This is a genomic window from Rhodovulum tesquicola, assembly GCF_024128855.1.
GTDB lineage: Bacteria > Pseudomonadota > Alphaproteobacteria > Rhodobacterales > Rhodobacteraceae > Rhodovulum > Rhodovulum tesquicola.
On sequence record NZ_JAMYDV010000007.1, the window covers coordinates 1 to 26,498 of the forward strand.

The following is a 26,498-nucleotide window of genomic DNA, read 5'->3' on the forward strand; positions in this document are numbered from 1 at the left end:
TCTCGACGGCATAGAGTTCGGCGATCCGACGCAGGCCCTCGGCGGCGATCTCGGACCCGTCGCGGTCGAAGACCTCTTTCAGCTTGCGCCGCGCATGGGCCCAGCAATGCGCCACGGTGATCGGATCACCCCGAAAACACTGGTCTGCTGGAAAGGAGACTTCAAATGAGCCTGGATTTCGACCGCCGTTTCCCCCGCTTCCAGATCGGTCGCGAGGACCGCGTGACGATCGACGGTCAGGCGTTCCGTCTCGGTTACATGATGCAAGACGCCTATGCCCTGGTCCCTGCCGAGGGCGAGGGTGCGGCCCAGGTTTTCGAATTCGGGCATCTGAACCGGCTCAACGCCGCCGGCAAGGTCCGGCACGAGATCGAGCATTTCCTGCCGAAAGAGCTTCGCACCCGGCGCCAGCCCAGCGGTGGAACAGGGTCCTCGCTGGCCACGCTGACACCCGGGCAGCGCGCGCGGATCGACCAGCGGTACGCCTTGGTCGAAGCGTTCAACGAGGTCCGCGCCGAGGGCGTGATGCAGATGACCGACGCCTCCATCGAGGCGCATATGGACGAGATCTGCCGGCGTGCATCCGCGTATCTGCCTGGACACCGAGGACCTGTGCTATTCCCTGGTGCGCTGGATCGTCGACGTCTATCACAACACGCCGCACGAGGGGCTCGCCGTCCTCTGCGGCTGCGGACACAACATCCGCAAGATCCTTGCCCATCTGAGGAAGCTTCTTGCCGCCGTCATTACCCTCGTTCTGGCGGCGATCCGGCAGGAGAGATTTCAGCGGCACAGCCTCGCGGCCGTCTGATCGCGTTGTTCAGGCTGAACGAACTCATTCGCCGCGATTCCGGCATCAAGCAACCGTGCGGCGCATCGTCGCTTGATGCCGGCTGAAGCGTCGCTTCGTGCATGATCCGTTGCTTGTTATTCATCTCCCAGGAGGTGCAGCATGGCAGATGAAGAGGACAAGAAGCCCAAGGTAACAAAGCGGCGCCGGGGCAATACCTTGGAAAATTGGGAAATTGCTATCGTGAAAGCCATGATCAGACGTGGTGGTCTCTTCACGAACGACCAAGATATCCTCGCCTATTTCACGCGCCCTACGCGATCGGTGAACCATAGGTGTCCCATCCCGGACGGCCAACCCCTGATCGCGAAATGGGGCGAGAACCTTGCCGCAGCGCGGTTTCGCGATTTCGCGCTGATCGCGGGCGCGGCGCATGGTATTCGGATTGACGACGTCGCGCAGATTGCCGAGGTCGAAGCAGCCTTCGCGGCCTTGTCGCCAGACCCGGTCTCGCCATTCGAAACGCCGGAAGAACTCACGAAGTTCGAGGCCGATGGCTGCGCGACCTGCCACGTCACCCGCACCTACGAGGTCGACGGCGTGACCTACATGCCGCTCAGCGATTTCCTGCTGCACGATCTCGGCGACGGCGAAAAACGGACGGCACCGCTATGGGGCTGTCGGGATTGCATCTCCGGCAACCCGCACGCGGACGGCGCGTTGGTGGCCCCGGCCCGGAGCCGCTGATCGCTTCAACATTCACGAATGGCCGGTTTGAGGGCCGCCTGCGAAGGCGGCCCGTCGCCTTCATATCTCAACGCTCTCCGAGATCGCTAGAGCATCTTCCAGCTCGACGCCGAGGTATCGGACGGTGCTGTCCATCTTGGTGTGCCCGAGCAACAACTGCGCGGCTCTCAGGTTGCCCGTCTTCCGGTAGATCTGGGCGACCTTGGTGCGGCGCATCGAATGCGTGCCGTAGGAGGTCGGGTCCAGGCCGATGGATTGAACCCATTCCCGGACGAGGCGGGCGTATTGCCGGGTCGAGATGTGGAGGCGATCGTGGAACCGCCCCGGCCAGAGGTATTCCGAGCCGACCATCAGGGGCTCCTTCATCCAACGCTCCAGTGAGTTGCGCGTGCCCTCGGTGATCTCGAACCTGACCGGTCGCCGGGTCTTGTTCTGGATGATCGAGGCGCATTCCTTGACCCGGCCGGCCGAGTAGACATCCGCGACCTTGAGTTTCACGAGATCGCAGCCCCGGAGTTTGCTGTCTATGGCGAGGTTGAAGAGCGCGAGGTCGCGGTGGTTCCCGGCGATCTCGAGGCGGACGCGGATGGCCCAGACGTGTTTCGGCATCAGCGGACGTTTCTGACCGACGACGCGGCCCTTGTTCCAGGCGGGGCGGCAAGCGCGAATGGCAGGCAGGTTGGCAGTGGGCATGGCAATTCCTCCCATCCACCACGCCCTGCCACGGCACCAACCCGACGTTGGTGATTCATGATAGCGCGGGGGACCGGCGAAGCGGCGCGGCCAACCGCGGGGCCCATGTCGATGGACGCCGCGCCTCGTCCGAACGGGCGGAATGCGCAGGAAGCGACCGCTACAAATTCGTCAAACGTAAACCGGTGCAACCCCCGCTCTTCAGATTCGATGCGGCGATGCCGCGTGTGAACGGACATTCGTGAATGCGAAACTGGCCTGTGGTTTGTTGGAAAGAAGCGGCGCGGTGCTTCCAGCTTCGACCGATCGCGACCAACACGGCTACATATTGCGAGTTACCACCGCAGCAGAAGGCCCTTAACGCACACCAGCACTTAGCAACACGCCAGATTGCAGGCGACGACATACGCGAATGCTGCGATGTTTAAGTGGAAAAGAGTCCACGGGCTCGACCTATTACGAGAACGCCTCTCGCGCTCTGAGCCTGATGCAAATGGCAATGCCATGGGTGTCGCTTCGCTCGACCATGACGCGAGCGACGGCGGGGTGGAACGACCCGCCGCCGCGGCTTTTTACGCTCCGTTGTTCCAGGTCTCGTGCATGACCAGCGAGTCGAGTGGCAGGCGCTGGCGCCAGCCCTTGAGGGCAAGCTCGGGGGCGGCGTAGAACGCGTCGACGAAACCCACGCACAGGTAGGCCACGATCGCCACGTGGTCGGGCAACGCCAGGATCGCGCGCAGGTCGGGTTCGTTGTAGATGCTGACCCAGCCCACACCGACACCCTCGGCGCGCGCGGCAAGCCACAGGTTCTGCACCGCGCAGACCGAGGAATATAGGTCCATCTCGGGGTTGTGGGTGCGGCCCAGGACCACCGGCCCGCAGCGGTCGCGGTCGCAGGTCACCACGATATTCAGCGGCGCCTTCAGGATGCCTTCCAGCTTGAGCGCGCGATAGGTGCTGCGGGTGTCCTCGGGGAACATCGCCTCGGCCTCGGCATTGGCGATCTGGAAGGCGCGGTGCACCGCGCGGCGACGCTCGATATCGCGGACCAGGATGAAGTTCCAGGGCTGCATGAACCCAACCGAAGGCGCGTGATGGGCCGCGTCCAGAATGCGCCAGAGAACGTCGTCGGGGATCGGAGCGGAGCGGAACTCGTCGCGGACGTCTCGGCGGCTGCGGATCAAATCGTGGATCGTGTCCCGTTCCTCGGGGGTGAAACGGCGCGCGGGAACGGGCGCCGCAAGGGCGGTGTCGGGCATTCTGGCCCTCCTGGTTTGACAGCGCCGCCTCGGGTTCCACGCGGGGCGGCCATCTTGCCGGGCCGGTCTTCTGGCTTCGGGTCGTCTGCCGGCAGGCGCCTTCCCGGATCGCTCCAGTGGCGTCGTGCCTGCGGCATCCCCGTCACAGCGGCGGGCCCGCGCCGGTTTCTCACCGGCTTCCCGATTCTCCCCGGCATCGCGGGGCACCCGGCGGGCGCGGCATATACCGCGCCATGGGCGGCAGGCAAGCCCGCGCATGCCCCCCGCGGCGCGGTTTCATCCGCGTTGACCGCCGCCGGGCGCCCGGGCTATGCCGGTAGCGATGGTTCCCGTGATCGACGTGTCACGGGTGAAAAGGGAACGCGGTGCGCCGATCTTCGGCAAATCCGCGACTGCCCCCGCAACTGTAGGCGGCGAGCGTGTTCCGAAATGTCCACTGGGCCCCGTGGCCCGGGAAGGATCGGGGGGCGCAGCGACCCGCAAGTCAGGAGACCTGCCATCGTCACGACCTGTTCAACCCGGGCGGGGTGCCCCGGCAAGGAGACCGCGATGACAAACCGTTTTTCGAAACCCCGTGCGATTCCCGAGCCCTTGGCATCCTGTGGCGGCGCCGGGCGGGCGATGATGCTTGAGATGGTGCTGATCCAGATGCAGGCCCGCGGCGAAAGCGCCGAACGGGCGCGCGAGATCGGGCAGCTTGCCTTCATGCAATGGCTGGGCGCGCTGCCGGGCGGATGTGACTATGCCGCCGCGGCGCGGGCGGCGCTGACGCGTATCGCGACAAGCCCTGCCCCCGGACCCGCGCTGGCCACCTTCCGCGCCCTTCTGGCCGCGTCCCTGGATGCACCGGCCCGGCCGCTCGACCTTCGCCTGCCATCGCCCTGTCGGCGCGGCGGGACCCGCGCGCGCCGTTTGTCGCTTTGAGGATTGCACGCTTCGGTGGGAGGGGCGCGGGCGCGCCGCCGCGCCTCGACGGCGTCGCGCGCACCGGTCGTGTGTCCGGCCTGGCGCATGGTCCCCGCGTGAGGGCCGGTGTTCTGGTCGTCGGTAGCGGGTTCGCCGGGCTTTGCGCCGCGATCGAGGCGCGGCTGGCTTGGGCATCGGTCACCCTGATCGATGCCGCACCGTTCCACCTGCGCGGCGGCAATGCCCGCCATTCCCGAAATATCCGGCTTGCCCACGATGCCGAGACGCCCTGGCAGCGCGCGTGCTATCCGGTCGAGGACCTTCTGGGAGACCTGACGAGGATCGGCGCGCCCGATCCCGAGCTTGCGGCGGCCCTTGCAAACGGCTCGGCCGATCTCGGGGAATGGCTCGCCGCGCAGGGCGTCGCGTTCGAGCCCTGGGCGGACGGCAACCTGCCCTGGTCGCTACGCACCGCGTTTTTCCGGGGGGGCGGGCAGGCATTGGTGAACGCGCTTTGCCGCCGGGCCGAGAGGCTTGGGGTCGAGATGCGGTATGGCTGGCGGGTCGGGGCGCTTGATCCCGCGGCGCTTCGACCCGAGGCAGGCAAGCCCTTGCGCATCGACGTCGAGACGCCGGAGGGCGCCATGACGATCGAGGCCGCGGCGGTGGTCCTGGCCTGTGGCGGCTACGGGGCCGACCGCGAGCGGTTGGCCACGCATGTGGGGCCAGCCGCCCAGAGTTTCGCCAACCGGGGAACGCCCTTCCAGCGGGGCGAGACGCTGCTCTGGCTGATAGAGAACGGGGCCGCGCCCGCGGGCCGGCCGGGCGACGGGCACATGGTCGCGGTGGATGCCCGCGCGCCCCTTGACGATGCCGGGATCGTCAGTCGTGTGGACGGGATGCATCTGGGCATCGTCGTGGATGCCGCTGGGCGGCGGTTCACCGACGAGGGGGCCGAGGCGGGTTCCGCACGCTATTCCCATTGGGGCCATGTGCTCGCCTTGCGGGATGACCCCCGCGCCTGGCTGGTGCTGGGGGCGGACGGGGTGCGTGCCCTGCCGCCGATGCTCTATCCACCGATCACCGCAGAGGCCCCGGAGATGCTGGCCCGCCTCTGCGGCATCGACACGGCGGGGCTGCGCGAGTCCTTGACCGAACTCGAGTGTCATCTTGCGGGCGGTCCGCGGCCCGACGTGCCCCGCACGCGGTCGGACGCGGCCCCCCTTCTTCTGGCGCCGCCCTTTGCGGCGATCCCCCTGCATCCGGGCCTCGGTTTCACACGGCATGGCGTTTCGGTGGATGCCGCGGCACGAGTGCACCTTGCGGGAGGCGGCGTGTCTCCGCGCCTTTTTGCGGCCGGGGCAACGATGTTCGGCGCTGTCTTGGGCGAGGGTTATCTTTCCGGTCTCGCGCTGACCATCGGCGGCGTCTTCGGCCGCATCTCGGGACGCGAGGCGGCGCAAATCGCGGGCTCGGCCCATTCCGAGTTCCGCGTTACCGCGTGCTCTTGCCAGATCCCGCCATCTGCGCCCGCCTCAGTTCCCGCTACCGACCCGGTCGCCGAAGCGCGCCGGGCGCTCAACATCTGCAATACCTGCGGTTTCTGCACCGGGCTCTGCGACGTCTTTCCCGCGGCGCAACTGCGCGCGGCCCTGACGGCCGGGGACCTTCGCCACCTTGCGCATCTCTGCCACGACTGCCGGTCTTGCCATGACGATTGTCAGTATGCACCGCCGCATGATTTCGCGGTGAACCTGCCCGTGGCGCTGGCCGAGATGCGGGCCGAGGAATACCGGGCCGGGTTGCTGCCGCGCGGTTCTGTCACGGCCTGGCTTGCGGTGGTCTATGCACTCTGCCTCGTCGGCCTGCCGCTTGCGGCGCTCCTGCTGGTCCCGCCGCAGGCGCTTTTCTCGGCCCGTGGGGGGGAGGGCAGTTTCTATGCCGTGATCCCGCATGGTGTGATGGCGGCCGGTGCTGGGCTTGCCTTCGGCGCGGTAGGCCTGATCCTGACCCTCCGCATCTGGCTTTTCTGGCGGGCGGGGCGTGGACCGGACACGCACCATTCGCCGCGCACCGTGGCAAGGGCGCTGTCGGACGTCCTGACCCTGGGCAACCTCGGTGGCGGCAAGGGGCCGGGTTGCGAGACGCGCGAGGGCCCCGTGGGTCCGACCCGCCGTTGGGCGCATCACCTCGTGGCCTACGGACTCGGCCTCACCTTTCTGGCGACCATTGCCGGGGCGGCGAAACACCATTTCTTCGATCAGATCGCCCCCTATCCGGTGCTCAGCCTGCCGGTGGTGCTTGGGTCCGTTGGCGGCATGGCCATGCTGGCGGGTCTTGCCGGTCTCGAGGCGCGACGGCTGCGGGCCGACCGGCGCCCCGCGGCGCGGCGCGTGGAAACCGCCGACCGGTTCACGCGTGCCAGCCTTGCAATCGTCGCGGCCAACGGGCTGGCGCTGCTTGCGCTGCGGGACACGGCGGCGATGGGCCTTTTGCTGGCGCTGCATCTGGGCAGCGTGCTGGGCCTCGTCCTGACCCTGCCCTTCGGCAAGCTGTCGCACGGCGCCTATCGCGCGGCCGCCCTGCTGCGCCATGCCGGGGAACGCGCCGCACGGGCCGCCACGCGAGAGTGATCCTCTCGCTTGACAACCCGACTGTCTCGGGGGCATGACACCCGTGCTGGTGCCTGCCTTCGGGTGGGTGAAAAGGGAATGCGATAAGGGCCGCAAGGTTCGAAGCGCAGCCGCCCCCGCGACCGTGACCGGAGAGGCTGCCCCACCGCCACTGGCCGACAAGGCCGGGAAGGCAGGGCAACCGCCAGACCGAAAGGTCTGACATCCGCAAGCCGGGAGACCTGCCAGCGCAAGACGACGTAACCGGACGGGGTGTTCCGGTGTCGGGTCCGGCTTCGGCTCTACCCGCCATCTGCCCTTGTCCCCTGAGCTATGGGGTCAAACATGTTGCTTCTTTCCAATCACCTCCGCGGTCCGGCACCCGGATGAGCGGCGCGCCCGAGGGCGCGGTTGAAATTCTGGTTTGCGTGAAATGCCGTCAGGGTCAGCCTGTCGGCGATGGTGACGTGCTGCCCGGTGCGCGGCTGCACGACGCGCTGGCCGACCAGAACCTGCCCGCCGACATCCGCCTGACGCCGGTCGAGTGCCTGTCGAATTGCACGGCGGGCTGCACCGTCGCGCTGCGCGGTCCCGGCCGCTGGACCTATGTCTACGGCAATCTCGACGCCGGCCTTGCGCCCGTCCTGGCCGAGGGCGCCGTGAAATACCGCGATGCGCCGGACGGGCTGGTGCCCTGGCGCACGCGCGCCGAGCATTTCCGCAAGAACTGCATTGCCCGCATCCCCCCCTTGGAGTCTTCCGAATGACCGATTTCGCCAAGCTGCCCGTCACCGTGATCACCGGCTTTCTCGGCTCGGGCAAGACGACCCTGATCCGCCATCTGATGCAGAACGTGGGCGGCACGCGCCTTGCCGTCGTCGTCAACGAGTTCGGCGATGTCGGCGTCGATGGCGAGATCCTGAAATCCTGTGCCATCCCCGATTGCCCGGCCGAGAACGTCGTCGAACTGGCCAATGGCTGCATCTGCTGCACCGTGGCCGACGATTTCATCCCGACGATCGAGGCGCTTATGGCGCTGGACCCGCGCCCCGATCACATCCTGATCGAGACCTCGGGCCTGGCGCTGCCCAAGCCCCTGCTCAAGGCGTTCGACTGGCCCGACATCCGCTCGCGGATCACGGTGGACGGGGTGATCGCGGTCGCCGATGCCGAGGCCGTGGCCGCCGGCCGGTTCGCGCCGAACCTGGCCGCCATCGACGCCCAGCGGGCCGCCGATGACAGCATCGACCACGAAACGCCGCTGTCCGAGGTGTTCGAGGACCAGATTTCGTGCGCCGATATCGTGCTGCTGACCAAGCCCGATCTGGCGGGCCCCGAGGGCGTGGCCACCGCGCGTGCCGTGATCGAGGCCGAGGCGCCGCGCCGCCTGCCGATCGTCGAGGTGGCCGAAGGCGTCGTGGACCCGCGCGTGATCCTGGGGCTGGGGGCCGGGGCCGAGGACGACCTGGACGCGCGCCCCAGCCATCACGACAGCGCGGCCGACCATGACCACGACGATTTCGAAAGCATCGTGGTCGACCTGCCGGAACAGGCCGACCCGGCGATCCTGGCCGGCCGTATCGAGGCGCTTGCGCGGAAACAGAACATCCTGCGCGTGAAGGGCCACGCGGCCGTTCAGGGCAAGCCGATGCGCCTGCTGGTGCAGGCCGTGGGCGCGCGGGTGCGCCACCAGTACGACCGGCCCTGGGGCGTGGGCGAGGCGCGCAGTACGCGCCTGGTGGTGATCGCCGAGCATGACGATATCGACGAAGGCGCGATCCGCGCCGCGCTGGCGGGCTGAACCGCCATGCACGTCGTGTTCCGCGAAAGCCACGGTCTGGAAGAGACCGAGACACCGACGGATCTGGGGCAGGACCCGGCAGATCTGGTGGTGCTCTCGTTCTCGGACAGCGATCTGGGGGCCTTCGCGGCGGGCTGGCACCGGGGCGGCGGGGCCGAGGGACGGATGCCGACGCTGCGGCTGGCGAACCTCGCGGCGCTCAAGCATCCGCTGTCGGTGGATACCTATGTCGAACGCACGTTGGAGGGCGCCAAGGGCATCCTGATCCGGCTGATCGGCGGGCGCGCCTATTGGGACTACGGCTTGCAACAGGTGCAGGCGCTGGCGCAGGCCAGGGGTATCGCGCTGGCCGTGCTGCCTGCGGACGGACGGCCCGATCCGCGTCTCGACGAGGTCTCGACCCTGCCGGTGTCCACGCTGCGGCGGCTTTCGCAGCTGTGCGATGCAGGCGGCGCGGTGGCCGCGCAGGCGGCGCTGGCGCAGATGGCGCTGGCCGCGGGGCTGTATGCCGCGCCGGTGATGGGGGCCAAGGCGGTGCCGCAAGTCGGCGCCTGGACCCCCGAGCAGGGCGTGTGCTGCCCGCTGGTGGACCTTGGGCCGGACAGTGACCGCCCGCGCGTCGTGCTGACCTTCTACCGCGCCTATGTGACGGCGGCCGATCTGGACCCAATCGCGGCGCTATACGACGCCTTCCGGTCGCGCGGTTGCGATGTCACGGCGCTCTTCGTGCCCTCTCTCAAGGCGCCCGAGGCCGCGCGTTGGCTGGCCCGCCAGATCGGCCACCTGCGCCCCTCGGCGATCGTCAACGCCACGGCCTTTTCGGGCAAGGGCGAGGACGGCGCCTCGCCGCTGGATGCGGGCGGCGTTCCGGTGTTCCAGGTCGCGCTGGCGACCTCGACCGAACGGGCGTGGAATGAGGCCGAGCGCGGGCTTTCGCCCGCCGATCTGGCCATGCATGTCGTGCTGCCCGAGGTAGACGGCCGCATCTTCGCCGGTGTCGCGTCCTTCAAGGAACCGGCCCCGCGCGACCCGCATCTGCAATTCTCCCGCCACGCCCATAGCGCGCATCCCGACCGGATCGCCGCGATCGCCGACCGGGTGCTGGCGTGGGTGGGACTTGCCCGGCGTCCCGCCGCCGAAAAGCGCCCCGCCATCGTGCTGTCCACCTACCCGGGCAAAACTTGGCAAATGGCCCATGCGGTCGGGCTCGATGCGCTGGCCTCGGCCGAGGCGGTGCTGGACGACCTTGGCACCGAGGGCGTTCCCATCGCACCCGGTCCGCCCCTGTGCGATGCGCTGGCGCAGGAGACGCAGGCCTGGCCGCTCGACGCCTATCGCGCGGCACTCGCCCGCCTGCCCGAAACCCTGCGGACGGCGCTGGACGCGGCCTGGGGCCCGCCCGAGGCCGACCCTGCCGTACGGGACGGCGCCTTTCAGTTCGCCGCCACCCGGCGCGGTACGGCGCTGGTGGCTTTGCAACCCGAGCGCGGTGATCCGGCGACACGCGACGAAGACTACCACGATGTCCACCGCGCCCCGCGCCACGCCTACGTCGCCTTCTATCTCTGGCTGCGCGAGGCCATACGCTGCGACGCGGTGATCCACATGGGGGCGCATGGCACGCTGGAATGGCTGCCGGGCAAGGCGGTGGCGCTGTCGGCGGCTTGCTGGCCCGAGGCGCTGATCGCGACGCTGCCGGTGATCTATCCCTTCATCGTCAACGACCCCGGCGAGGCCGCACAGGCCAAGCGCCGGATCGCCGCCGTCACCATCGGGCATATCCCGCCGACCTTGCGGAAAAGCGGCACGCCAGACCGCTTTGCCCGCCTCGAAGCGCTGCTCGACGAGTTCTCGAACGCCGATGGGCTGGACCCCAAGCGTCGGGCGCGCCTGCAAAAGGAAATCCGGACCGAGGCGCAGGCGTTGGGCGTCGAAGAGGATCTGGGCCTGGAGGCCGCCGCCTGCCCGGCCGAGGCGATCACCCGGATCGACCGGTTCGTCTGCGACGTGAAGGATAGCCAGTTCGGCGACGGGCTGCATGTCTTCGGCCGCGCCCCGGCTACGCCCGGCGGCTTTGACACCGGCCCTTCCATCGCCGCGGAACGAATGGCGCTGCTGACGGCCTTCGCGGGCGGACAGATCGCGCCGGGCCCGTCCGGGTCGCCTTATCGCGGGCGGCGCGATGTCCTACCCACCGGCCGCAACCTTTTCACCACCGATCCACGCGCGGTGCCGACGCGGTCGGCCCATGCGCAGGGCGTGAAACTCGCCGAGGACCTCGTGCGACGCCACCTGCAGGACCACGGCGATTGGCCGCGCGGGCTGGTCATCGACCTGTGGGGCTCGGCCACGATGCGCACCGCGGGCGAGGATTTCGCCATGGCGCTGCACCTGCTGGGCGTGACACCCGTCTGGGACGAAGGCTCCGAAAGAGTGTCCGGCGTCGAGGTGCTTCCCATCGCCATGCTCGACCGGCCGCGGCTTGACGTGACGCTGCGGGTTTCGGGCCTGTTCCGCGATGTCTTTCCCACGCTCTCGGCGTTGTTCCAACAGGCGATACGGGTGCTCGGCGCGCGCGACGAGGCGCCCGACTGGAACCCCTATGCCGGCCGTGATGTCGGCGCGCGCGTCTATGGGCCCGCGCCGGGCAGTTACGGGCTGGGCATGGGGCTTGCGGTCGAGGAGTATACCGACGAGGCCCGACGCGCCGCGGGCGAGGCCTGGCTCGCGGCCAGCGCCTGGGCGCTGGATGGCGCGGAGAGCCGCCGCGACGAGGCAGGTCTGAAAGCTCGCGTCGAGCGGGCGGATGGGTTCGTGCACGCCCAAGACCTGCCCGAAACCGATATCCTGCTGGCCGCCGATTATGCCGCGCACGAGGCGGGCTTTGCCGCGGCGCAGGCTGTCACGGGCGGTAAGGCCGCGCTGTACCACTTGGACAATACCGACCCTGATCGTCCCCGCACCCGGACCCTGTCCGAAGAGGTCGCCCGCGTGGTGCGCGCCCGCGCCGCCAACCCGGCGTGGCTGGCGGGGATGCGCCGCCACGGCTTTCGCGGCGCCGCCGAGATCGCGGCCACGCTCGACCACCTCGCGGCCTTTGCCCTCCTCGCGGGCGTCGTGCCGCCGCATCTTTTCGACCTCTACTACCAGGCGACGCTTGGCGACGACGACCTGACCGCCTTCATGGCAGAGGCCAACCCCCAGGCGCTTGCGGCGATGCGTGAGCGGTTCGCGGCGCTCGATCGCGCGGGGCTTTGGCACACGCGCCGCAATTCCATCGCCGCCGCCCTGCATCCGGAGACCAACGATGCCTTATGATTATGAAACCGACGGGGCCGCGATCTACGGCCAGTCCTTCGCGATAATCCGCGCCGAAACCAACCTGGCGCGCTTCGACGCCGAGGAAGAACCCGTCGCGGTGCGGATGATCCATGCCGCGGGCATGGTGGGCCTCGCCCCGCATATCCGGTTTTCGCCGGGGTTCGTGGCGGCGGCCCGGGCCGCGCTGGAGGGCGGCGCGCCAATCCTGTGCGACGCGCGCATGGTGTCCGAGGGCGTGACCCGCGCGCGCCTGCCCTCCGATAACGAAGTGATTTGCACCTTGCAGGCGGAAGGCATCGCCGAGCGCGCCGCGGCGATGGGCAACACGCGCTCGGCCGCTGCGCTGGAGCTCTGGCGGCCGCACCTTGCGGGCGCGCTGGTCGCCATCGGCAACGCGCCGACCGCGCTCTTTCATCTTCTGAATATGCTGGAGGATCCTTCCTGCCCGCGTCCCGCCGCGATCATCGGCTGCCCGGTCGGCTTCGTCGGCGCGGCGGAGTCGAAAGAGGCGCTTTGGCAGGCACAGCCCGTGCCCTGCGCCATTGTCGAGGGCCGGCTGGGCGGCAGCGCGATCACGGTCGCCGCCATCAACGCCATCGCGAGCCGCGCGGAATGAGGGTGGGCACCGTTTATGGCCTGGGCCTCGGCCCGGGTGCTGCCGACCTTATGAGTGTTCGCGCCGACCGCCTGCTGCGTGGCGCGACCCATGTCGCCTATTTCCGCAAGGCCGGCTGCGAGGGGCAGGCGCGCGCCATCGTCGAGGGGCTGATCCCCGCGGGCGCGACCGAGCATCCGATGGAATACCCGGTCACGACCGAGATTCCCTTCAGCGATCCCCGCTATAACGAGGTGCTTGCCGCCTTCTATGCCGAGAGTTGTGCCCGTCTGCGCACGCTGGCCGAGGCAGGCGAAGATGTCGTCGTGCTCTGCGAGGGCGATCCGTTCTTCTACGGCTCGTTCATGCATCTCTACACGCGGCTGACGGGCGTCGTGCCGGTTGAGGTCGTGCCGGGCATCACCGGCATGTCGGCCGCCTGGACGGCGACGGGCGCGCCGATCACCTGGGGGGACGACATCCTGACCGTGTTGCCCGGAACCCTGCCGGAGGATGCACTGGTGAGGGGAATCGCGGGTGCGGATGCCGTGGTGGTGATGAAGATGGGCCGCCACCTGCCCAAGCTGCGCCGCGCGCTGGCGCGGGCGGGCCGCGCCGGGGAGGCCTGGCTGGTCGAATGCGCCGCGATGCCTGGGCAGAAGGTGACGCGGCTAGATGACTACCCGGGCGAGACCGCACCCTACTTCTCCATCGCGCTGGTCCACGGCCATGGACGGCGGCCATGAGCGGGTGGCTGGTGATTGCCGGGTTGGGGCCAGGATCAGAGACGCTGGTGACACCCGAGGTCACGGCGGCGCTGGCAGAGGCGACCGACGTTGTGGGCTACATCCCCTATGTCGCACGGGTGGCCCCGCGCGAGGGCCTCACGCTGCACGCCTCGGACAACCGGGTGGAACTGGATCGCGCGCGCCACGCGCTGCAGATGGCGGCGGCGGGGCGGCGCGTGGTGGTGGTGTCCTCGGGCGATCCGGGAGTCTTTGCCATGGCCGCGGCGGTGTTCGAGGCGGTCGAGAGTGGACCCGCGGACTGGCGCGAACTCGACATCCGCGTGCTGCCCGGTATCACCGCGATGCTGGCCGCCGCGGCGCGGGCGGGGGCTCCCTTGGGGCACGATTTCTGTGCGATCAACCTGTCCGACAACCTCAAGCCCTGGGCGCTGATCGAGAAACGCCTGCGCTTGGCGGCCGAGGCCGATTTCGCCATGGCCTTCTATAACCCTCGCTCGAAGGCCCGGCCCGAGGGCTTTGCCCGCGCGCTTGGCATGCTGCGCGACGTCTGCGGCGATGATCGGCCCGTGATCTTCGCCCGAGCAGTCTCGACGCCCGAGCAGGCGATCCGCGTCGTGCCGCTGACCGAAGCCACCCCCGATATGGCCGACATGCGCACGGTCGTTCTGGTCGGCTCGTCCCTGACCCGGATCATCGCGCGCAACGGTGTGCCCATCGTCTATACACCGAGGTCCGCGCCGGAATGAGTCAGCCAGTCAAGAACCTGATCGGGGGTCGAAACCTCATGTCGTTCGAGCAGCGTCGGCCGGTCGATCATCAGGACCGGCAGGCCCAGCGCGCGCGCCGCGTCGATCTTGGCCCGCGCCCCGGTGCCACCCGCGTTCTTCGACACCGCGAGGTCGATCCGGTGCTGCCACATCAGCGCGCGGTCGCCGGCCTCGGTAAAGGGGCCGCGCGACACGAGGGTGTGGTGGTCCGGCAAGGGGATCGCCCTGGCCGGCGGATCGACCAGGCGCAGCAGGTAGAAATGCTGCGGCTGGGCGGCGAAGGCATCAAGATGCATCCGCCCAACGGCCAGCATCACGCGCCGGGGCGGCCCCGCCAGCGCGGCGACCGCGCCCGCTATGTCGGGCACGCGGCGCCAGTCGTCGCCGGGCTGGGGCGTCCAGGGTGGCCGGGTCAGCGCGACCAGCGGCACGCCGGTGGTCGCGCAGGCGGCGACGGCATTTCGGCTCATCTGCGCAGCGAAGGGATGGGTTGCGTCGACCAGATGGGTGATGCGCTGCGCCGTCAGGAAGTCCGCCAGTCCGTCGATACCGCCAAAGCCGCCGATCCGCACCGGAATCGGCTGCGGCTTGGGGCGCTCCACCCGGCCGGCGAAGGACAGGGTCGCGTCGATGCTCCGGGCCGCAATCTTGGCCGCCAGCGCGGTCGCCTCGGTCGTCCCGCCGAGGATCAGGAGGTTGGGGCGCATGGCTGAGGCTCCGTGGCTGACGATCGTGGGGTTGGGCGAAGATGGCCCGGACGGGCTGCCGCCTGCAAGCCGTGCCGCGCTGGAAGCCGCCGAAATCGTCATGGGGCCAACGCGGCATCTGGGCCTGCTGCCAGATCTGGCGGCCGAACGCGTCGAATGGCCGGTGCCCTTCGCCGACGGTCTCGAAAAGTTGCGCGCCCTGCGCGGTCGCCCCGTCGTGGTACTGGCCTCGGGCGATCCGTTCTGGTTCGGCGCGGGCAGCGTGATCGCGCGGGACTTCGCGCCCGGCGAATGGCGCGCCTTCCCGGCCCCCTCGGTTTTCTCGCTTGCCGCGGCGCACCTTGGCTGGCGGCTGGAAAGGACGCCCTGCCTTGGCCTTCATGCCACGCCCTTCGGGCAGTTGCGTCCCCATCTGGCGCCTGGCGCGCGGGCGCTGGTGCTGCTGCGTGACGGGTCCGCGGTGCGCGATCTTGTGGCCTGGCTGACCGGGCTGGACTTTGGCGAAACCGGGATCTGGGTGATGGAGGCGCTGGGCGGGCCGCGCGAACGGGTTCGAAACGCCAAGGCCGCGGAGTACGACCTGACCGATGTGGCGCACCCGGTTTGCGTCGGGCTGAAGGTCGCCGGGACGGGCGCCCCGATCCCCGCCTGCGGCGGTTGGCCCGACGACCTGTTCGACCATGACGGGCAGATCACCAAGCGGCCGGTCCGCGCGCTGACGCTCTCCGCGCTTGCGCCCCGGCCGGGTGAACACCTGTGGGATATCGGCGCGGGGTCGGGCTCGATCTCGATCGAATGGCTGGCCTGCCACCCGTCGATGCACGCGACTGCCGTCGAAGCGGATCCCGCCCGCGCCGACCGCATCCGCACGAATGCCGCAGCGCTGGGGGTGGACCGGCTGCGCGTGGTCGAGGGCCGTGCGCCCGAGGTGCTGGACGGTCTTGACCCGCCGCAGGCCGTGTTCATCGGCGGTGGGCTGTCCGAGGTGCTGTTGTCGGACCTATGGGCGCGGCTCGGGTCCGGTACACGTGTCGTGGCAAACGCGGTGACGCTCGAGTCCGAGGCGCTGCTGGCCGCGTGGCAGGCCGCGCAGGGCGGCAGCCTGCTGCGCGTGGAACTGGCCGAGGCACAGCCGCTGGGCACAAGGCGCGGCTGGCGTACTGCCTATCCGGTGGTGCAGTGGAGCGCCGTGCGATGAGGGTGGCGGGGTTCGGCTTCCGCAAGGGCGCGTCCCTTGAAAGCCTGTCCGAAGCGCTGGCGCGGGCCGGCGGTAGCGGTGGTTTGACCGCCCTCGCCGCCCCAAGGGACAAGGCCGGTGCGCCCTGCCTCGCCGATTTGGCGGCGCGGCTGGGCCTACCGGTCCGGGCGGTCTCGTCCAGCGACCTCGCCGCCCCGGCCACCCTGACCGAGGCGCCCCGGGTGCGCGTCCTGCACGGCACAGGCTCGGTCGCCGAGGCCGCCGCGCTTGCCGCCGCCGGACCCTCCGCGCACCTCACAGGCCCGCGCGCCGTTTCAACCGACCGAATGGCCACCTGCGCCATCGCAACCGGAGACACGACATGACCGTCCATTTCATCGGCGCGGGCCCCGGCGCCCCCGACCTGCTGACCCTGCGCGGACGCGACCTGATCGCGGCCTGTCCGGTCTGCCTCTATGCCGGGTCGCTGGTGCCACAGGCGATCCTGGCCCACTGCCCGCCCGGTGCGCGGATCGTGAACACCGCACCGCTGGATCTTGACGCGATCACCGCCGAATGCCGGGCGGCCAATGCCGCGGGAAAGGACGTCGCGCGGCTCCATTCCGGGGATCTGTCGGTCTGGTCGGCGATGGGCGAGCAGATCCGGCGGCTGAAGGCCGAGGGGATTCCGGTCAGTGTGACCCCCGGCGTTCCCTCTTTCGCTGCGGCGGCGGCGGCGCTGGGGGCCGAGCTGACCCTGCCGGGCCTTGCGCAATCGGTGGTCCTGACCCGCACGCCGGGCCGGGCCTCGACGATGCCCGAGGGCGAGAGCCTGGCCAATTTCGCCGCCACCGGCGCGACGCTTGCCATTCACCTGTCGATCCACAACCTCTCCCGCGTGGTGGCCGATCTGACGCCCCATTACGGCGGCGAGTGCCCCGTTGCGGTGGTGTTCCGCGCCAGCTGGCCGGACCAGAGCATTACCCGCGCGACGCTTGACACAGTCGAGGCCGCGCTGCCCGAGGGGATCGAACGCACGGCGCTGATCCTTGTCGGCCCGGCGTTGGGGGCCGAGGGCTTCGCCGAAAGCTGCCTATATGCGCCCGACTACGACCGCCGCTTTCGGCCGCAACGGGCCGAAGGGGGGCACCATGGCGGCTAATCCTCCGGGCCTCGTCATCGCCGCCCCGGCCTCGGGATCGGGCAAGACGACCGTGACGCTGGGCATCTTGCGCGCGCTTCGTGAAGAGGGGCTGACGGTGCAGCCCTTCAAGAACGGACCGGACTATATCGATCCGGCGTTCCACCGCATCGCGGCGGGGTGCGAGTCCTACAATCTGGACATGTGGGCGATGGGCGAGGACTTGCTCGGGGCCATCGCATCCCGGGCGCAGGGGGCGGACCTGATCCTGTCGGAAGGGTCGATGGGACTTTTTGACGGGACCTCGGCGCAGGGCGTCTCGGGGCGCGGGTCGAGCGCCGAGATCGCGCGCGCCTTCGGCTGGCCGGTGGTGCTGGTGCTGGATGTCGGCGGGCAGGCGCAATCGGCGGCGGCCACGGCACTGGGATTCGCACACCACCCCGACGCGCCGCCCTTGGCGGGCGTGATCCTGAACCGGGTGGCAGGCGCGCGGCACGAGGTGATGATCCGCGAAGAGATGGCGCGGCTGGGCATACCCGTGTTCGGCGCGCTGCCCCGGCGCAGCGACCTCGAATTGCCCGAGCGGCATCTGGGCCTCGTGCAGGCCGAGGAGTACGGCGACATCGACGCGGTGATCGGCCGTCTGGGGGCGTTCCTGCGGGACCATGCCGACCTTGCCGCGCTGCGTGACGCGGCGCGTGCCGGTTCGAACCGGCCGCCCGGCCGCTGGCCGAACCCGCCCGCCCAACGAATCGCGCTGGCCCGGGATGCGGCGTTCTCCTTCACTTATCCGCATCTGCTGGAGGGTTGGCGGCGGGCCGGGACGGAGGTTCTGCCGTTCTCGCCGCTGGCCGATGAGGCGCCCCCGGAGGCCGATCTGGTCTGGCTGCCGGGCGGTTATCCCGAACTGCATGCCGGCCGGCTCGCCGCCGCGGGCACCTTCCTCGACGGGTTGCGGCGCCATGCCGAAAGCCGGCCCGTGCATGGCGAATGCGGCGGCTACATGGTGCTGGGCGCGGGTTTGGTCGATGCGGACGGAGAGCGGCACGCAATGGCGGGGCTCTTGGGCCTCGTGACCAGCTATGCGCGGCGGCGCCTGCATCTGGGCTATCGCCGCGCAGTGCTGGAAACCGCCATGCCGGGCCACGGGGCAGGCGCGATGCTCTACGGGCACGAGTTCCACTATTCGACGATCTTGGAGCAGCCCGATGCGCCGCTCGCCCGCGTTACCGATGCGGGCGGCAATCCCGTGCCCGAAACCGGGTCGGTGCGGGGGCATGTCACCGGCAGTTTCTTTCACCTCATCACGGAGGGTGCGGCGTGAGCGGCTTCGTCAGTTTCGTCAGTTCCGGCCCGGGCGATCCCGAACTCCTGACCCTGAAGGCGGTCGACCGGCTGAAGCACGCCGACGCGGTGCTGTTCGACGATCTGTCCTCGGGGCCGATCCTGTCACATACACGGGCCGGCGCCGATCTGGTGGGTGTGGGCAAGCGCGCCGGGCGCGCCTCGCCGAAACAGGATCATGTCAGCCGGTTGCTGGTGGATTACGCGGCCACCGGCGCCCGGGTGGTGCGGCTGAAATCGGGCGATGCCGGGTTGTTCGGGCGGCTGGAGGAAGAGATCACGGCGCTGCGCGCGGCGGGCATCGGGTATGAAATCGTGCCCGGCGTGACCTCCGCCTGCGCCGCCGCAGCGGCGGCGGGTATTCCCCTGACGCGGCGGCTGACCGCACGGCGGGTGCAGTTCGTCACCGGCCATGACGTGACCGGTCACCTGCCCGACGATATCGACCTGGATGCGCTGGCCGATCCCCATGCCACCACCGTCGTCTACATGGGGCGGCGGACCTTCCCGGCGCTTGCCGGGGCGCTGGTCGCGCGGGGGTTGCCGAGGGAGACGCCCGCGCTGCTGGCCGAGGGTGTCACGACCGAGGCGCAGTGCCTGACGCTCGGCACCGTCGGGGGGCTGGCGGAAGCGCTGGCCGAGGCGACCTCGCCCGCGCCCGCGCTGATCCTCTACGGCCCGCTTGCCGAAGAGGCCGCCGATGCGTGAACTGGTCCTGATCGGCATCGGCACCGGCAATCCCGACCACCTGACCCTGCAAGGGGCGGAGGCGATCCGGTCGGCCGACCTGATCCTCGTGCCGCGCAAGGGCGCGGACAAGGCCGACCTCGCGGACCTCCGGCGCGATATCTGCGCCCGGGTGCTGGGCGGCGACGACGCCCGGATCGTGGAATTCGACCTGCCGAAACGCGACGCCGGGGGCGATTACCTGGAGGGCGTGGAGGCCTGGCACGACGCCATCGCATGTGCCTGGGTCGCGGCGGCGGGGCGGGAGGCGCAGCGGGTGGCCCTGCTGGTCTGGGGTGACCCCGCGCTTTACGACAGCTCGCTTCGGATCGCCGCCCGGCTAAGCCCGCCGCCGCGGATCACGGTCGTGCCCGGCATCACGGCTTTGCAGGCGCTTTGCGCCGCCCATGCCATTCCGCTGAACGAAATCGGCGCGCCGTTCCTTGTCACCACGGGGCGGCGGCTGCGGGAAGAGGGTTGGCCTGATTGCGCCGACACGCTGGTGGTGATGCTGGATGGCGGCTGCGCGTTCCAGGCGCTCGACCCTGCGGGCGTCACGATCTGGTGGGGCGCCTATCTGGGGATGGCTGAGGAAGCCACGGTGTCGGGGCCGCTGTCCGAGGCCGGCCCCCGCATCGTCGAGACGCGCGCCGCGGCACGGGCGCGGCATGGCTGGATCATGGATATCTATCTGCTGCGCCGGGCATCGGGGGGCTGACCGCCCGGCCCGGTGGCTCTCATGGCGCCGGGTCGGGGGCCAGCACGCCATCGGCGAGCCGCAGGCTTTCCGACGCGATCTTCGCGCGGAACCGGGCGTCGTGGCTGACCAGAACCATGGGCTGCGGCAGGGATTGCAGGATCTCGACAAGCCGCGCCTCGTTCGCCTCGTCCAGCGCGTTGGTCGGCTCGTCCAGCAGCAGCACCTTGGGTTCCATCGCAAGCACGGTCGCCAGCGTGACCAACCGCTTTTCCCCGCCCGACAGCTTGTAGGTGATCCGGTCGCGCAGATGCATCAGGTCGAGCCTGTCCAGCGTCCGGTCGACGATCGCGACGGCCTCGGCGCGGGTCTTGCCAAGGTTCAGCGGGCCGAAGGCGATATCCTCGGCGACGGTCGGGCAGAACAGCTGATCGTCGGGGTCCTGGAACACCAGCCCGGCGCGGCGGCGGACTTCGTGAAACTCCGCCTCTGTGCGGCGCGGCTTGCCGAACGCCACGACCCGCCCCGCATCCGGCCGCAAGAGCCCGACCATGATCCGCAGAAGGGTCGACTTGCCCGCGCCGTTGGACCCGGTGATCGCCAGCCGCTGCCCCTCGTGCAGGGCAAGGCTGGCGCCCCTCAGCACGGGCGGATGGCCGGGATAGCCGAACCGGATGTCGGCCAGCTCAAACAGCGGCATGGGCGATTTCGGCTGCGGAAAGCGCCAGCAGCGCTGCGCCCAACCCCGCCGCGAAGAGGACATCAGAGCGCCCGTAGGCGAGCGTTTCCAGCAGCGGGATGCGCCCCGCGAAGCCTCGGCATTTCATCGCGCCCAGCACGCGCTCGGACCGTTCGATCGCGCGGACCAGCATCATGCCCACCAGATAGCCAAAGCTGCGATAGCTGTGCCAGTTGGTGGCCGGGCGGAAGCCGCGCATCTTCATCGCCTGGCGCAGGCGCAGGTATTCGGCGCGCAGCACGTCGATATAGCGGATCGTGAACATCAACAGATGCACCAGCGTGTCGGGCACACGCAGGCGCGAGAGCGCATGGCCCAGCGTCACCGGCTCCATCGTTCCGACCAGCGACAAGAGCGCCAGGACCACGGCATTCGCGGTCAGCAGGATCTCGACGGCAAGGGCCAGGCCCTGCCAGCTGGCGGCGAAGCCCCACAGGGTGAAGATCGCGTCGCCGGGCACGGAAAACGGCAGGAGCGCCAGCAGGAAGATAATGAAACTGTCCATCGCCGCCATCCGGCGGAGCGTCGGTGCGACCGGCACGCGCGAGAGCCACATCAGACCGGCGGCCAGCAACAGGGCCGCGACGAGGACCGGCATCCAGCTGCAGGCGACGGTGACCATGGCAAAGGCGCAGGCGCCGAGGATGCGGGCACGTGGGTCTAGCCGTGCCAGAGCGCCGCCGTGTCCGGCCCCCGTGTCGTTCAGGGTCTGCCGCTCTGCGGTCAGGATGTGGCCCATGCGGTCAGCCCGCCAGCCTGCGGCGCGCGGCGAAGTAGAAGCCGAGGCCGAACAGACCCGCGATATAGCCGATGCCGCCGAGGACGGTCTGGATGTCGTGATGTTCCCTGTAGGCGGCCACCTCGCGGCGCAGCGGGCGCATCTCGTCGCGCATGATCGCGGCGATTGCGGCCCTGTCCGCGTCGGACAGCCCGGCGAGCGGCGCCGTGGCGGCGGGCTCTGTAGGGGCAGGCGCGGCGCCCGTCGCGGGATTCCCGAGGATCGCGGCGACCTCTTCGGCGGCCATCTCGAACTCCGCGACATGGCCGGCGCCCAGGTCGGCGCGGAAGATGTGACGCACGGGCTGCGTGGGGACATAGGTGAAGAACCCGTCCGCATCGGTCATGGCTTCGCCCAGCTTGGTGCCCGCACCGTCGAACACCTCGACCAGAAGGTTTGCCGCCATGTCACCGCTCGAAAAGCCGACCTCGCCCTCGATCGCGTCGCCGCTGGGAAAGGCCGAGGCGATCACCTTGTGGGCGGCGGCGGGCAGTGGCGCAAGTGTAAGACAAAGGATGATGGACAACGCGCGGATCATGACGGGGCTCCTTTCATCGCGTCGAAAAGGTCGGGCTTGACCTGGGCGGCGAGGTAGATGGCGGCGGCGGACAGGAGGCCTTCGATCACCATCACCGGGATATGGGCGAAGAAGACCAGCTTGGCCGCCGGAATGAACGCATCGCCCGACAGCATCAGCGACAGCCCCACGAGGGCGGTGGTCAGGGCGATGGCCAAGGCCCCGCCGAAGCCCGCCCAGATCGCCGCGACAAGTGGCGTTCCGCGCGTCACGCCGCGGCGGCAGACGTAGTAGACGATGACCGCCGGCAGCGCGATGTTCACGGTATTCACCCCCAGCACCGTCAGCCCGCCGAAGCCGAAGAACACCGCCTGAAGCAAGAGCCCGACGAACAGCGCCGGGAAGGCGGCCCAGCCGAGGATCAGCCCGGCCAGACCGTTCATGATGAGATGCACCGAGGACGGGCCGATCGGCACATGGATCAGCGAGGCCACGAAGAAGCTCGCCGAAAGCACGCCCGCGGCCGGGATCTTTTCCAGCGGCAGGCGGCGCAGCCCCAGCGCGATGCCGCCCGCGGCCAGCGCCGCCCCGCCGATCACGACCTCGTTCGCGAGCGCCCCGTCCACGATGTGCATGGAACCCGCCTCCTACTCGACGTCGTAGGCGCGGATCCAGATCACCGCGTCCTGGGACAGCTCCTTGCCGTCGTGTTCGGTGTCGGGACCGACGCCGAGCGCGGCGAAGCCCCAATAGCCGGCCTTGGGCACGCCGAAGGTGAAATAGCCGTTCGCGTCCGAGATCGCGACGACCGCGCCGCCCGGCATCGGGCGGGCGGTGGCCTCTTTCGGGCTGCCCGTCGCCATGTCGGGTTCGGCCGCCATGTATTCGATCTCGATCTCGGCGCCCGCGACGGGTTCGCCGTTCGACATCACCCGGCCGGTGAAGGTCGAGCCCGCGAGCACGTTGTAGGGCTTCACCATCGGCACGATCTCGGTCTTCAGACCCTGCGGCTCGGTCCAGTCGGTGGGCAGCGTGTTGCGGTTGAGATAGGCCTTGGTGATCTGCTGGATGTAGATGTCCTCGGACTGCTCGTAATAGGGCGCCGGGACCGTGACGAGGACGTAGTCGCCCGAGCGCTTCACCGGCACGCTGCCGTCCCAGGCGACGGCCTCGTTGCCCCTGCCCGTGAAGCTGGTCTGGGTCAGCGTGTCCTTCAGGTCGATCTTCTCGCCGCGATGGATCGCATAGAATTCCAGCGGTTCGCCCATGTCCATGACATGACCGTTCTCGAACGGGTGCCAGAAGATCAGCTTGACCGGCACGTCGCCGGGCCGGTCGATCATCGTTTCCTCGGTATAGGACAGCTGGAAATGGGCCGAGGCCAGGCCGGGCACCAGCGTCAGGGCCAGCGCCGCGGTCATCAGGTTGCCGTGGAAAATCAAGGGTCGTCTCCTTTCAGCGGTGGCGGCACGATTGCCGCGGTCGGAAAGGACGAACGGGGACAGAAGGCTCGAACAGGCCAGGACGCGGCCGATCCGGGCCAGACGCGCACCCCGGCGTCCGGTGGAAACCGCCCCGGCGAACCGGGTGGCGGGTGAGCGGCAGGTCTCCTGGCTCGCGGGTCTTCGCTTGGCTGGCCTTCCCGGGGGATCCCAGTGGCGTCAGTCAGCCTCGCTCTCCGCTTACAGTTGCGGGGGCAGCCGCGGAATTGTGCCTCTCGGCACGCACCGCGTTCCCTTTTCATCCCCGGCCGCCTTGGCGCCCGGGAAAACCGTTCACGCCCCTGTCATGTCAAACGGACAGCTGCGGTGTCAATCGGGAAATGCGCGACAGGTTTGACCTGGGGGCCGCGCTGCCTAAGCTGGCCGGGAGCCGCTGAAGAAAGGGACAGGCCATGGCCGAGACCGATGCCCCCACCGACGAGAACGCCCGCCACGCCGCCAAGATGGCCAGACGGAAGGAGGCGAAGGACCGGGCGCTGGCCGAGAAGACCGCCGAAAAAGGACTGATCATCGTCCATACCGGCGCGGGCAAGGGCAAATCCTCGGCCGGGTTCGGCATGATCCTGCGCTGCATCGCCCATCACATGCCCTGCGCCGTGGTGCAGTTCGTCAAGGGCGCCTGGGACACCGGCGAACGGCGGCTTCTGACCGAACGGTTCGCGGATCTGTGCCAGTTCCACGCCATGGGCGAGGGCTTCACCTGGGAAACCCAGGATCGCACCCGCGACATCGCCGCCGCCGAAAACGGGTGGCGCAAGGCCCGGGACCTGATCCGCGACCCCGGGATCCGCATGGTCCTCTTGGACGAGATCAACATCGCGCTGCGCTATGGCTATCTGGATGCGGACGAGGTGGTCGCGTTCCTTCAGGCCGAAAAGCCGCCGATGACCCATGTGGTTCTGACCGGCCGCAATGCCCCCGGGGCGCTGATCGAGGCCGCCGACCTGGTGACCGAGATGACGCTGGTCAAGCACCCGTTCCGCGCCGGCATAAAGGGCCAGCCCGGCGTGGAATTCTGATCCGCGGCTTGACAACCCGTGCGGGGCGGGCGCATCACCCGGCGCCGAAAAGACGTGCGAGCTCCCATGACCTTCGACCTGCCCCCCGACGACGCCCCGCCGCCGATGCCCGTGATCGACGTGCCGATGCTGGACCCCGCGCCGCCGCGCCGGGGTCGATCGCTGATGATCCAGGGCACCAGTTCGGACGTGGGCAAGAGCCTGTTGGTGGCGGGGCTGGCCCGCGCCTATGCGCGTCGTGGCCTGAAGGTCGCGCCGTTCAAGGCGCAGAACATGTCGAACAACGCCGCCGTGACGGTGGACAGCGACCTGCCCCCCGGCCCGGGTGGCGACACCCCGCGGGGCGAGATCGGCCGCGCGCAGGCGCTGCAGGCGCGAGCGGCGGGCCTGCGGCCATCGATCCACATGAACCCGGTCCTTCTGAAGCCGCAGGCGATGGTGGGCTCGCAGGTCGTGCTGCGCGGGCGGGCCTTGGGCAACTGGCCCGCGCGGCATTATCACAACCTCAAGCCGCTGCTGTTACCCGCGGTGATCGATAGCTACCGTCGGGTCGCGGCCGAGGCCGACCTGGTGCTGGTCGAGGGGGCGGGTGCGGGCACCGAGACCTGGCTGCGGCACTGCGACATCACCAACATGCGCCTGGCCGAAGAGGCCGACCTGCCGGTGGTCCTGCTGACCGACAATGACCGGGGCGGCGCGATGGCGGCCGTGGTCGGGTCGTGGCTCTTGCACACGGAGGATGAGCGCGCACGGATCAAGGGCTTTCTGGTCAACAAGTTCCGCGGCTACTTCTTCCTCTACGAACCCGCCTGCCGGACGATCACCGAAACCACCGGCTGGCCGCTCCTGGGCGTGGCGCGATGGTTCGACCTGGCCGCTCACCTGCCCGCCGAGGACGCGCTGGCGCTGGAGCGGCCGCAGGCCCCCGGCGGGGCGGGCTTGGTGATCGCCGTGCCGCAGATCGCGCGCGCCGCGAACTTCGACGATCTTGATCCGCTGTCCTCGGAATCCGGCGTCGACCTGCGCTGGATCAGGCCCGGCCAGCCGATCCCGGCCGAGGCGGATGTCGTGCTGTTGACCGGCTCCCAGACAACGATCCCGGCGCTCGACTCGCTGCGCGCGCAAGGGTGGGATGTCGACGTCCTGGCCCATGTCCGCCGGGGTGGCCGGGTGGTCGGCATCTGCGCGGGGTTCCAGATGCTGGGCCGCGTGGTGCGCGACCCGGACGGCATCGAGGGACCGCCGGGCGAGACGCCGGGCCTCGGCCTTCTGGACATCGAGACGACGATGACGCGCGACAAGCGGCTGGTCGAGATCGACGCCGACGATGCCCTCAGCGGGGCCCGCGTCACCGGCTATGAGATGCATATGGGCCGGACCGAGGGCGCGGGGCTCGACCGGCCCTGGCTGCGGCTGAACGGGGTGGCCGAGGGTGCGGTGTCCGCCGATGGCCGGGTGATGGGCGCCTAGCCCAACCGCCGCAGGCCAGACCGCGCTCGGGTTATGTGACGACCCCGCGCGCTCTGGCCTGCTCATCACCCGGGTGGGCCACTTTTACTTCGGCCAAGTGGGCCAGTTTTGGACCGGCGTTGACATGCCCGATGCGGCCAGACAATTTTTGGCGGAAAAGGGCAGGCAAGCAACGGAGGCTCTATCGGCGGCTTGGCGAGCGCTAACAACTTCAACCGCCTGAAAATGCTGCGCCATGAACGAATGGCCGGTCTGGTGAGGCTGCACCGCAGCAAAGGCATCTGGGATGAACGTCCGCTTTGGGCCGCATGCGGACGGAAGGGTCGTCACCAGATGCGCCCATGGCGCAGCCCTTGCCGTGGCCTCCTCGGCAAGGGCGGTATTGGCGATCACCAGAATGTTCGGGTATTTCTCGAAATGCTCGGTCACTCCACGCCTCAG

The 26,498-nt window shown here is 69.4% G+C and carries 27 protein-coding genes, 1 pseudogene and 4 riboswitches; of the genes and pseudogenes, 18 read left to right on the top strand and 10 right to left on the bottom strand.

All coding sequences use genetic code 11. From position 1 onward, the window contains the following. Window positions 1-130: pseudogene (locus NHN26_RS07995) on the bottom strand (IS66 family transposase); the annotation flags it as partial. A 35-nt stretch (window positions 131-165) separates the two neighbouring features. On the opposite strand from NHN26_RS07995, the gene NHN26_RS08000 reads away from it, so the two are divergent. Together NHN26_RS08000 and NHN26_RS08005 are read left to right on the top strand one after the other, a co-directional pair. Continuing rightward, window positions 166-897 carry a hypothetical protein gene (locus NHN26_RS08000; protein ID WP_253089102.1) on the top strand — a complete coding sequence of 244 codons (732 nt, stop codon included), beginning with the start codon at window positions 166-168 and terminating at the stop codon, window positions 895-897. A gap of 55 nt (window positions 898-952) precedes the next feature. Beyond that, window positions 953-1,537: a hypothetical protein gene (locus NHN26_RS08005; RefSeq protein WP_253088971.1), complete on the top strand. Its 585-nt coding sequence runs from the start codon at window positions 953-955 to the stop codon at window positions 1,535-1,537. A gap of 60 nt (window positions 1,538-1,597) precedes the next feature. On the opposite strand, the gene NHN26_RS08010 is transcribed toward NHN26_RS08005, so the two are convergent. Then, window positions 1,598-2,230 (bottom strand): tyrosine-type recombinase/integrase, encoded by a 633-nt coding sequence (locus tag NHN26_RS08010; protein ID WP_253088972.1) that lies wholly within the window; start codon window positions 2,228-2,230, stop codon window positions 1,598-1,600. Between the two features lie 572 nt (window positions 2,231-2,802). Next, window positions 2,803-3,489, bottom strand: a complete 687-nt coding sequence (bluB, locus tag NHN26_RS08015; protein WP_253088973.1) for a 5,6-dimethylbenzimidazole synthase — start codon at window positions 3,487-3,489, stop codon at window positions 2,803-2,805. Window positions 3,490-3,532: 43 nt separating this feature from the next. Next, a riboswitch (cobalamin riboswitch) is annotated at window positions 3,533-3,715 on the bottom strand. 80 nt (window positions 3,716-3,795) lie between these two features. Continuing rightward, window positions 3,796-4,004: riboswitch (cobalamin riboswitch) on the top strand. Window positions 4,005-4,038: 34 nt separating this feature from the next. Between bluB and NHN26_RS08020 the strand changes: the two genes are divergently transcribed. From NHN26_RS08020 to cobJ, 8 genes are all read left to right on the top strand, one after another. After that, window positions 4,039-4,413 carry a hypothetical protein gene (locus NHN26_RS08020; RefSeq protein WP_253088974.1) on the top strand — a complete coding sequence of 125 codons (375 nt, stop codon included), beginning with the start codon at window positions 4,039-4,041 and terminating at the stop codon, window positions 4,411-4,413. Window positions 4,414-4,511: 98 nt separating this feature from the next. Beyond that, window positions 4,512-7,028: an FAD-dependent tricarballylate dehydrogenase TcuA gene (gene tcuA, locus NHN26_RS08025; protein ID WP_253088975.1), complete on the top strand. Its 2,517-nt coding sequence runs from the start codon at window positions 4,512-4,514 to the stop codon at window positions 7,026-7,028. A 30-nt stretch (window positions 7,029-7,058) separates the two neighbouring features. Further along, a riboswitch (cobalamin riboswitch) is annotated at window positions 7,059-7,271 on the top strand. A gap of 122 nt (window positions 7,272-7,393) precedes the next feature. Beyond that, complete coding sequence (locus NHN26_RS08030; RefSeq protein WP_253088976.1) at window positions 7,394-7,774, top strand: DUF1636 family protein; 381 nt, start codon at window positions 7,394-7,396, stop codon at window positions 7,772-7,774. Then, the gene (cobW, locus tag NHN26_RS08035; RefSeq protein ID WP_253088977.1) at window positions 7,771-8,808 is read left to right on the top strand and encodes a cobalamin biosynthesis protein CobW; all 1,038 of its coding nucleotides are present in this window, start codon (window positions 7,771-7,773) and stop codon (window positions 8,806-8,808) included. The genes NHN26_RS08030 and cobW overlap by 4 nt, the downstream gene beginning before the upstream one ends. Before the next feature lie 6 nt (window positions 8,809-8,814). Further along, the gene (gene cobN, locus NHN26_RS08040; protein ID WP_253088978.1) at window positions 8,815-12,126 is read left to right on the top strand and encodes a cobaltochelatase subunit CobN; all 3,312 of its coding nucleotides are present in this window, start codon (window positions 8,815-8,817) and stop codon (window positions 12,124-12,126) included. Beyond that, a complete protein-coding gene (locus tag NHN26_RS08045) occupies window positions 12,116-12,745 on the top strand; it encodes a precorrin-8X methylmutase (protein ID WP_253088979.1) in 630 nt (209 codons plus the stop codon). The genes cobN and NHN26_RS08045 overlap by 11 nt, the downstream gene beginning before the upstream one ends. Continuing rightward, window positions 12,742-13,470: a precorrin-2 C(20)-methyltransferase gene (gene cobI, locus NHN26_RS08050; RefSeq protein WP_253088980.1), complete on the top strand. Its 729-nt coding sequence runs from the start codon at window positions 12,742-12,744 to the stop codon at window positions 13,468-13,470. The genes NHN26_RS08045 and cobI overlap by 4 nt, the downstream gene beginning before the upstream one ends. Continuing rightward, window positions 13,467-14,219 (top strand): precorrin-3B C(17)-methyltransferase, encoded by a 753-nt coding sequence (gene cobJ, locus NHN26_RS08055; protein ID WP_253088981.1) that lies wholly within the window; start codon window positions 13,467-13,469, stop codon window positions 14,217-14,219. Before cobI ends, cobJ begins: the two co-directional genes overlap by 4 nt. On the opposite strand, the gene NHN26_RS08060 is transcribed toward cobJ, so the two are convergent. After that, window positions 14,192-14,947, bottom strand: a complete 756-nt coding sequence (locus NHN26_RS08060) for a cobalt-precorrin-6A reductase (RefSeq protein WP_253088982.1) — start codon at window positions 14,945-14,947, stop codon at window positions 14,192-14,194. The genes cobJ and NHN26_RS08060 overlap by 28 nt on opposite strands. Here NHN26_RS08060 and cbiE point away from each other — a divergent pair. From cbiE to cobF, 6 genes are read left to right on the top strand one after another with little or no spacing between them, the layout of a single operon-like run. Beyond that, window positions 14,946-16,145, top strand: coding sequence for a precorrin-6y C5,15-methyltransferase (decarboxylating) subunit CbiE (cbiE, locus tag NHN26_RS08065; protein WP_253088983.1), 1,200 nt, complete (start codon window positions 14,946-14,948; stop codon window positions 16,143-16,145). The genes NHN26_RS08060 and cbiE overlap by 2 nt on opposite strands. Further along, window positions 16,142-16,510 carry a cobalamin biosynthesis protein gene (locus NHN26_RS08070; RefSeq protein WP_253088984.1) on the top strand — a complete coding sequence of 123 codons (369 nt, stop codon included), beginning with the start codon at window positions 16,142-16,144 and terminating at the stop codon, window positions 16,508-16,510. The genes cbiE and NHN26_RS08070 overlap by 4 nt, the downstream gene beginning before the upstream one ends. Continuing rightward, complete coding sequence (gene cobM / locus NHN26_RS08075; RefSeq protein ID WP_253088985.1) at window positions 16,507-17,286, top strand: precorrin-4 C(11)-methyltransferase; 780 nt, start codon at window positions 16,507-16,509, stop codon at window positions 17,284-17,286. The genes NHN26_RS08070 and cobM overlap by 4 nt, the downstream gene beginning before the upstream one ends. After that, window positions 17,276-18,589 carry a cobyrinic acid a,c-diamide synthase CobB gene (locus NHN26_RS08080; protein ID WP_253088986.1) on the top strand — a complete coding sequence of 438 codons (1,314 nt, stop codon included), beginning with the start codon at window positions 17,276-17,278 and terminating at the stop codon, window positions 18,587-18,589. The genes cobM and NHN26_RS08080 overlap by 11 nt, the downstream gene beginning before the upstream one ends. After that, complete coding sequence (gene cobA, locus NHN26_RS08085; protein ID WP_253088987.1) at window positions 18,586-19,317, top strand: uroporphyrinogen-III C-methyltransferase; 732 nt, start codon at window positions 18,586-18,588, stop codon at window positions 19,315-19,317. Before NHN26_RS08080 ends, cobA begins: the two co-directional genes overlap by 4 nt. Further along, window positions 19,310-20,053: a precorrin-6A synthase (deacetylating) gene (gene cobF, locus NHN26_RS08090; protein WP_253088988.1), complete on the top strand. Its 744-nt coding sequence runs from the start codon at window positions 19,310-19,312 to the stop codon at window positions 20,051-20,053. The genes cobA and cobF overlap by 8 nt, the downstream gene beginning before the upstream one ends. Before the next feature lie 19 nt (window positions 20,054-20,072). On the opposite strand, the gene NHN26_RS08095 is transcribed toward cobF, so the two are convergent. From NHN26_RS08095 to NHN26_RS08115, 5 genes are read right to left on the bottom strand one after another with little or no spacing between them, the layout of a single operon-like run. Next, window positions 20,073-20,732, bottom strand: a complete 660-nt coding sequence (locus NHN26_RS08095) for an energy-coupling factor ABC transporter ATP-binding protein (RefSeq protein WP_253088989.1) — start codon at window positions 20,730-20,732, stop codon at window positions 20,073-20,075. Then, on the bottom strand, window positions 20,719-21,510 hold the full coding sequence (gene cbiQ / locus NHN26_RS08100; RefSeq protein ID WP_253088990.1) for a cobalt ECF transporter T component CbiQ: 792 nt from the start codon (window positions 21,508-21,510) through the stop codon (window positions 20,719-20,721). Before cbiQ ends, NHN26_RS08095 begins: the two co-directional genes overlap by 14 nt. Window positions 21,511-21,514: 4 nt before the next feature. Beyond that, entirely contained in the window at window positions 21,515-22,087 is a 573-nt protein-coding gene (locus NHN26_RS08105) for a NikL family nickel/cobalt ECF transporter subunit (protein WP_253088991.1), read from the bottom strand. After that, the gene (cbiM, locus tag NHN26_RS08110) at window positions 22,084-22,701 is read right to left on the bottom strand and encodes a cobalt transporter CbiM (RefSeq protein ID WP_253088992.1); all 618 of its coding nucleotides are present in this window, start codon (window positions 22,699-22,701) and stop codon (window positions 22,084-22,086) included. Before cbiM ends, NHN26_RS08105 begins: the two co-directional genes overlap by 4 nt. Before the next feature lie 12 nt (window positions 22,702-22,713). Beyond that, complete coding sequence (locus tag NHN26_RS08115; protein ID WP_253089095.1) at window positions 22,714-23,487, bottom strand: DUF4198 domain-containing protein; 774 nt, start codon at window positions 23,485-23,487, stop codon at window positions 22,714-22,716. A gap of 162 nt (window positions 23,488-23,649) precedes the next feature. Continuing rightward, a riboswitch (cobalamin riboswitch) is annotated at window positions 23,650-23,857 on the bottom strand. A 103-nt stretch (window positions 23,858-23,960) separates the two neighbouring features. Here NHN26_RS08115 and cobO point away from each other — a divergent pair. Together cobO and NHN26_RS08125 are read left to right on the top strand one after the other, a co-directional pair. Then, the gene (cobO, locus tag NHN26_RS08120; protein ID WP_253088993.1) at window positions 23,961-24,587 is read left to right on the top strand and encodes a cob(I)yrinic acid a,c-diamide adenosyltransferase; all 627 of its coding nucleotides are present in this window, start codon (window positions 23,961-23,963) and stop codon (window positions 24,585-24,587) included. Window positions 24,588-24,653: 66 nt separating this feature from the next. Next, window positions 24,654-26,057, top strand: coding sequence for a cobyric acid synthase (locus NHN26_RS08125; protein ID WP_253088994.1), 1,404 nt, complete (start codon window positions 24,654-24,656; stop codon window positions 26,055-26,057). 84 nt (window positions 26,058-26,141) lie between these two features. On the opposite strand, the gene NHN26_RS08130 is transcribed toward NHN26_RS08125, so the two are convergent. Then, complete coding sequence (locus NHN26_RS08130; protein ID WP_253089103.1) at window positions 26,142-26,486, bottom strand: hypothetical protein; 345 nt, start codon at window positions 26,484-26,486, stop codon at window positions 26,142-26,144. Between the last annotated feature and the right edge of the window lie 12 nt (window positions 26,487-26,498).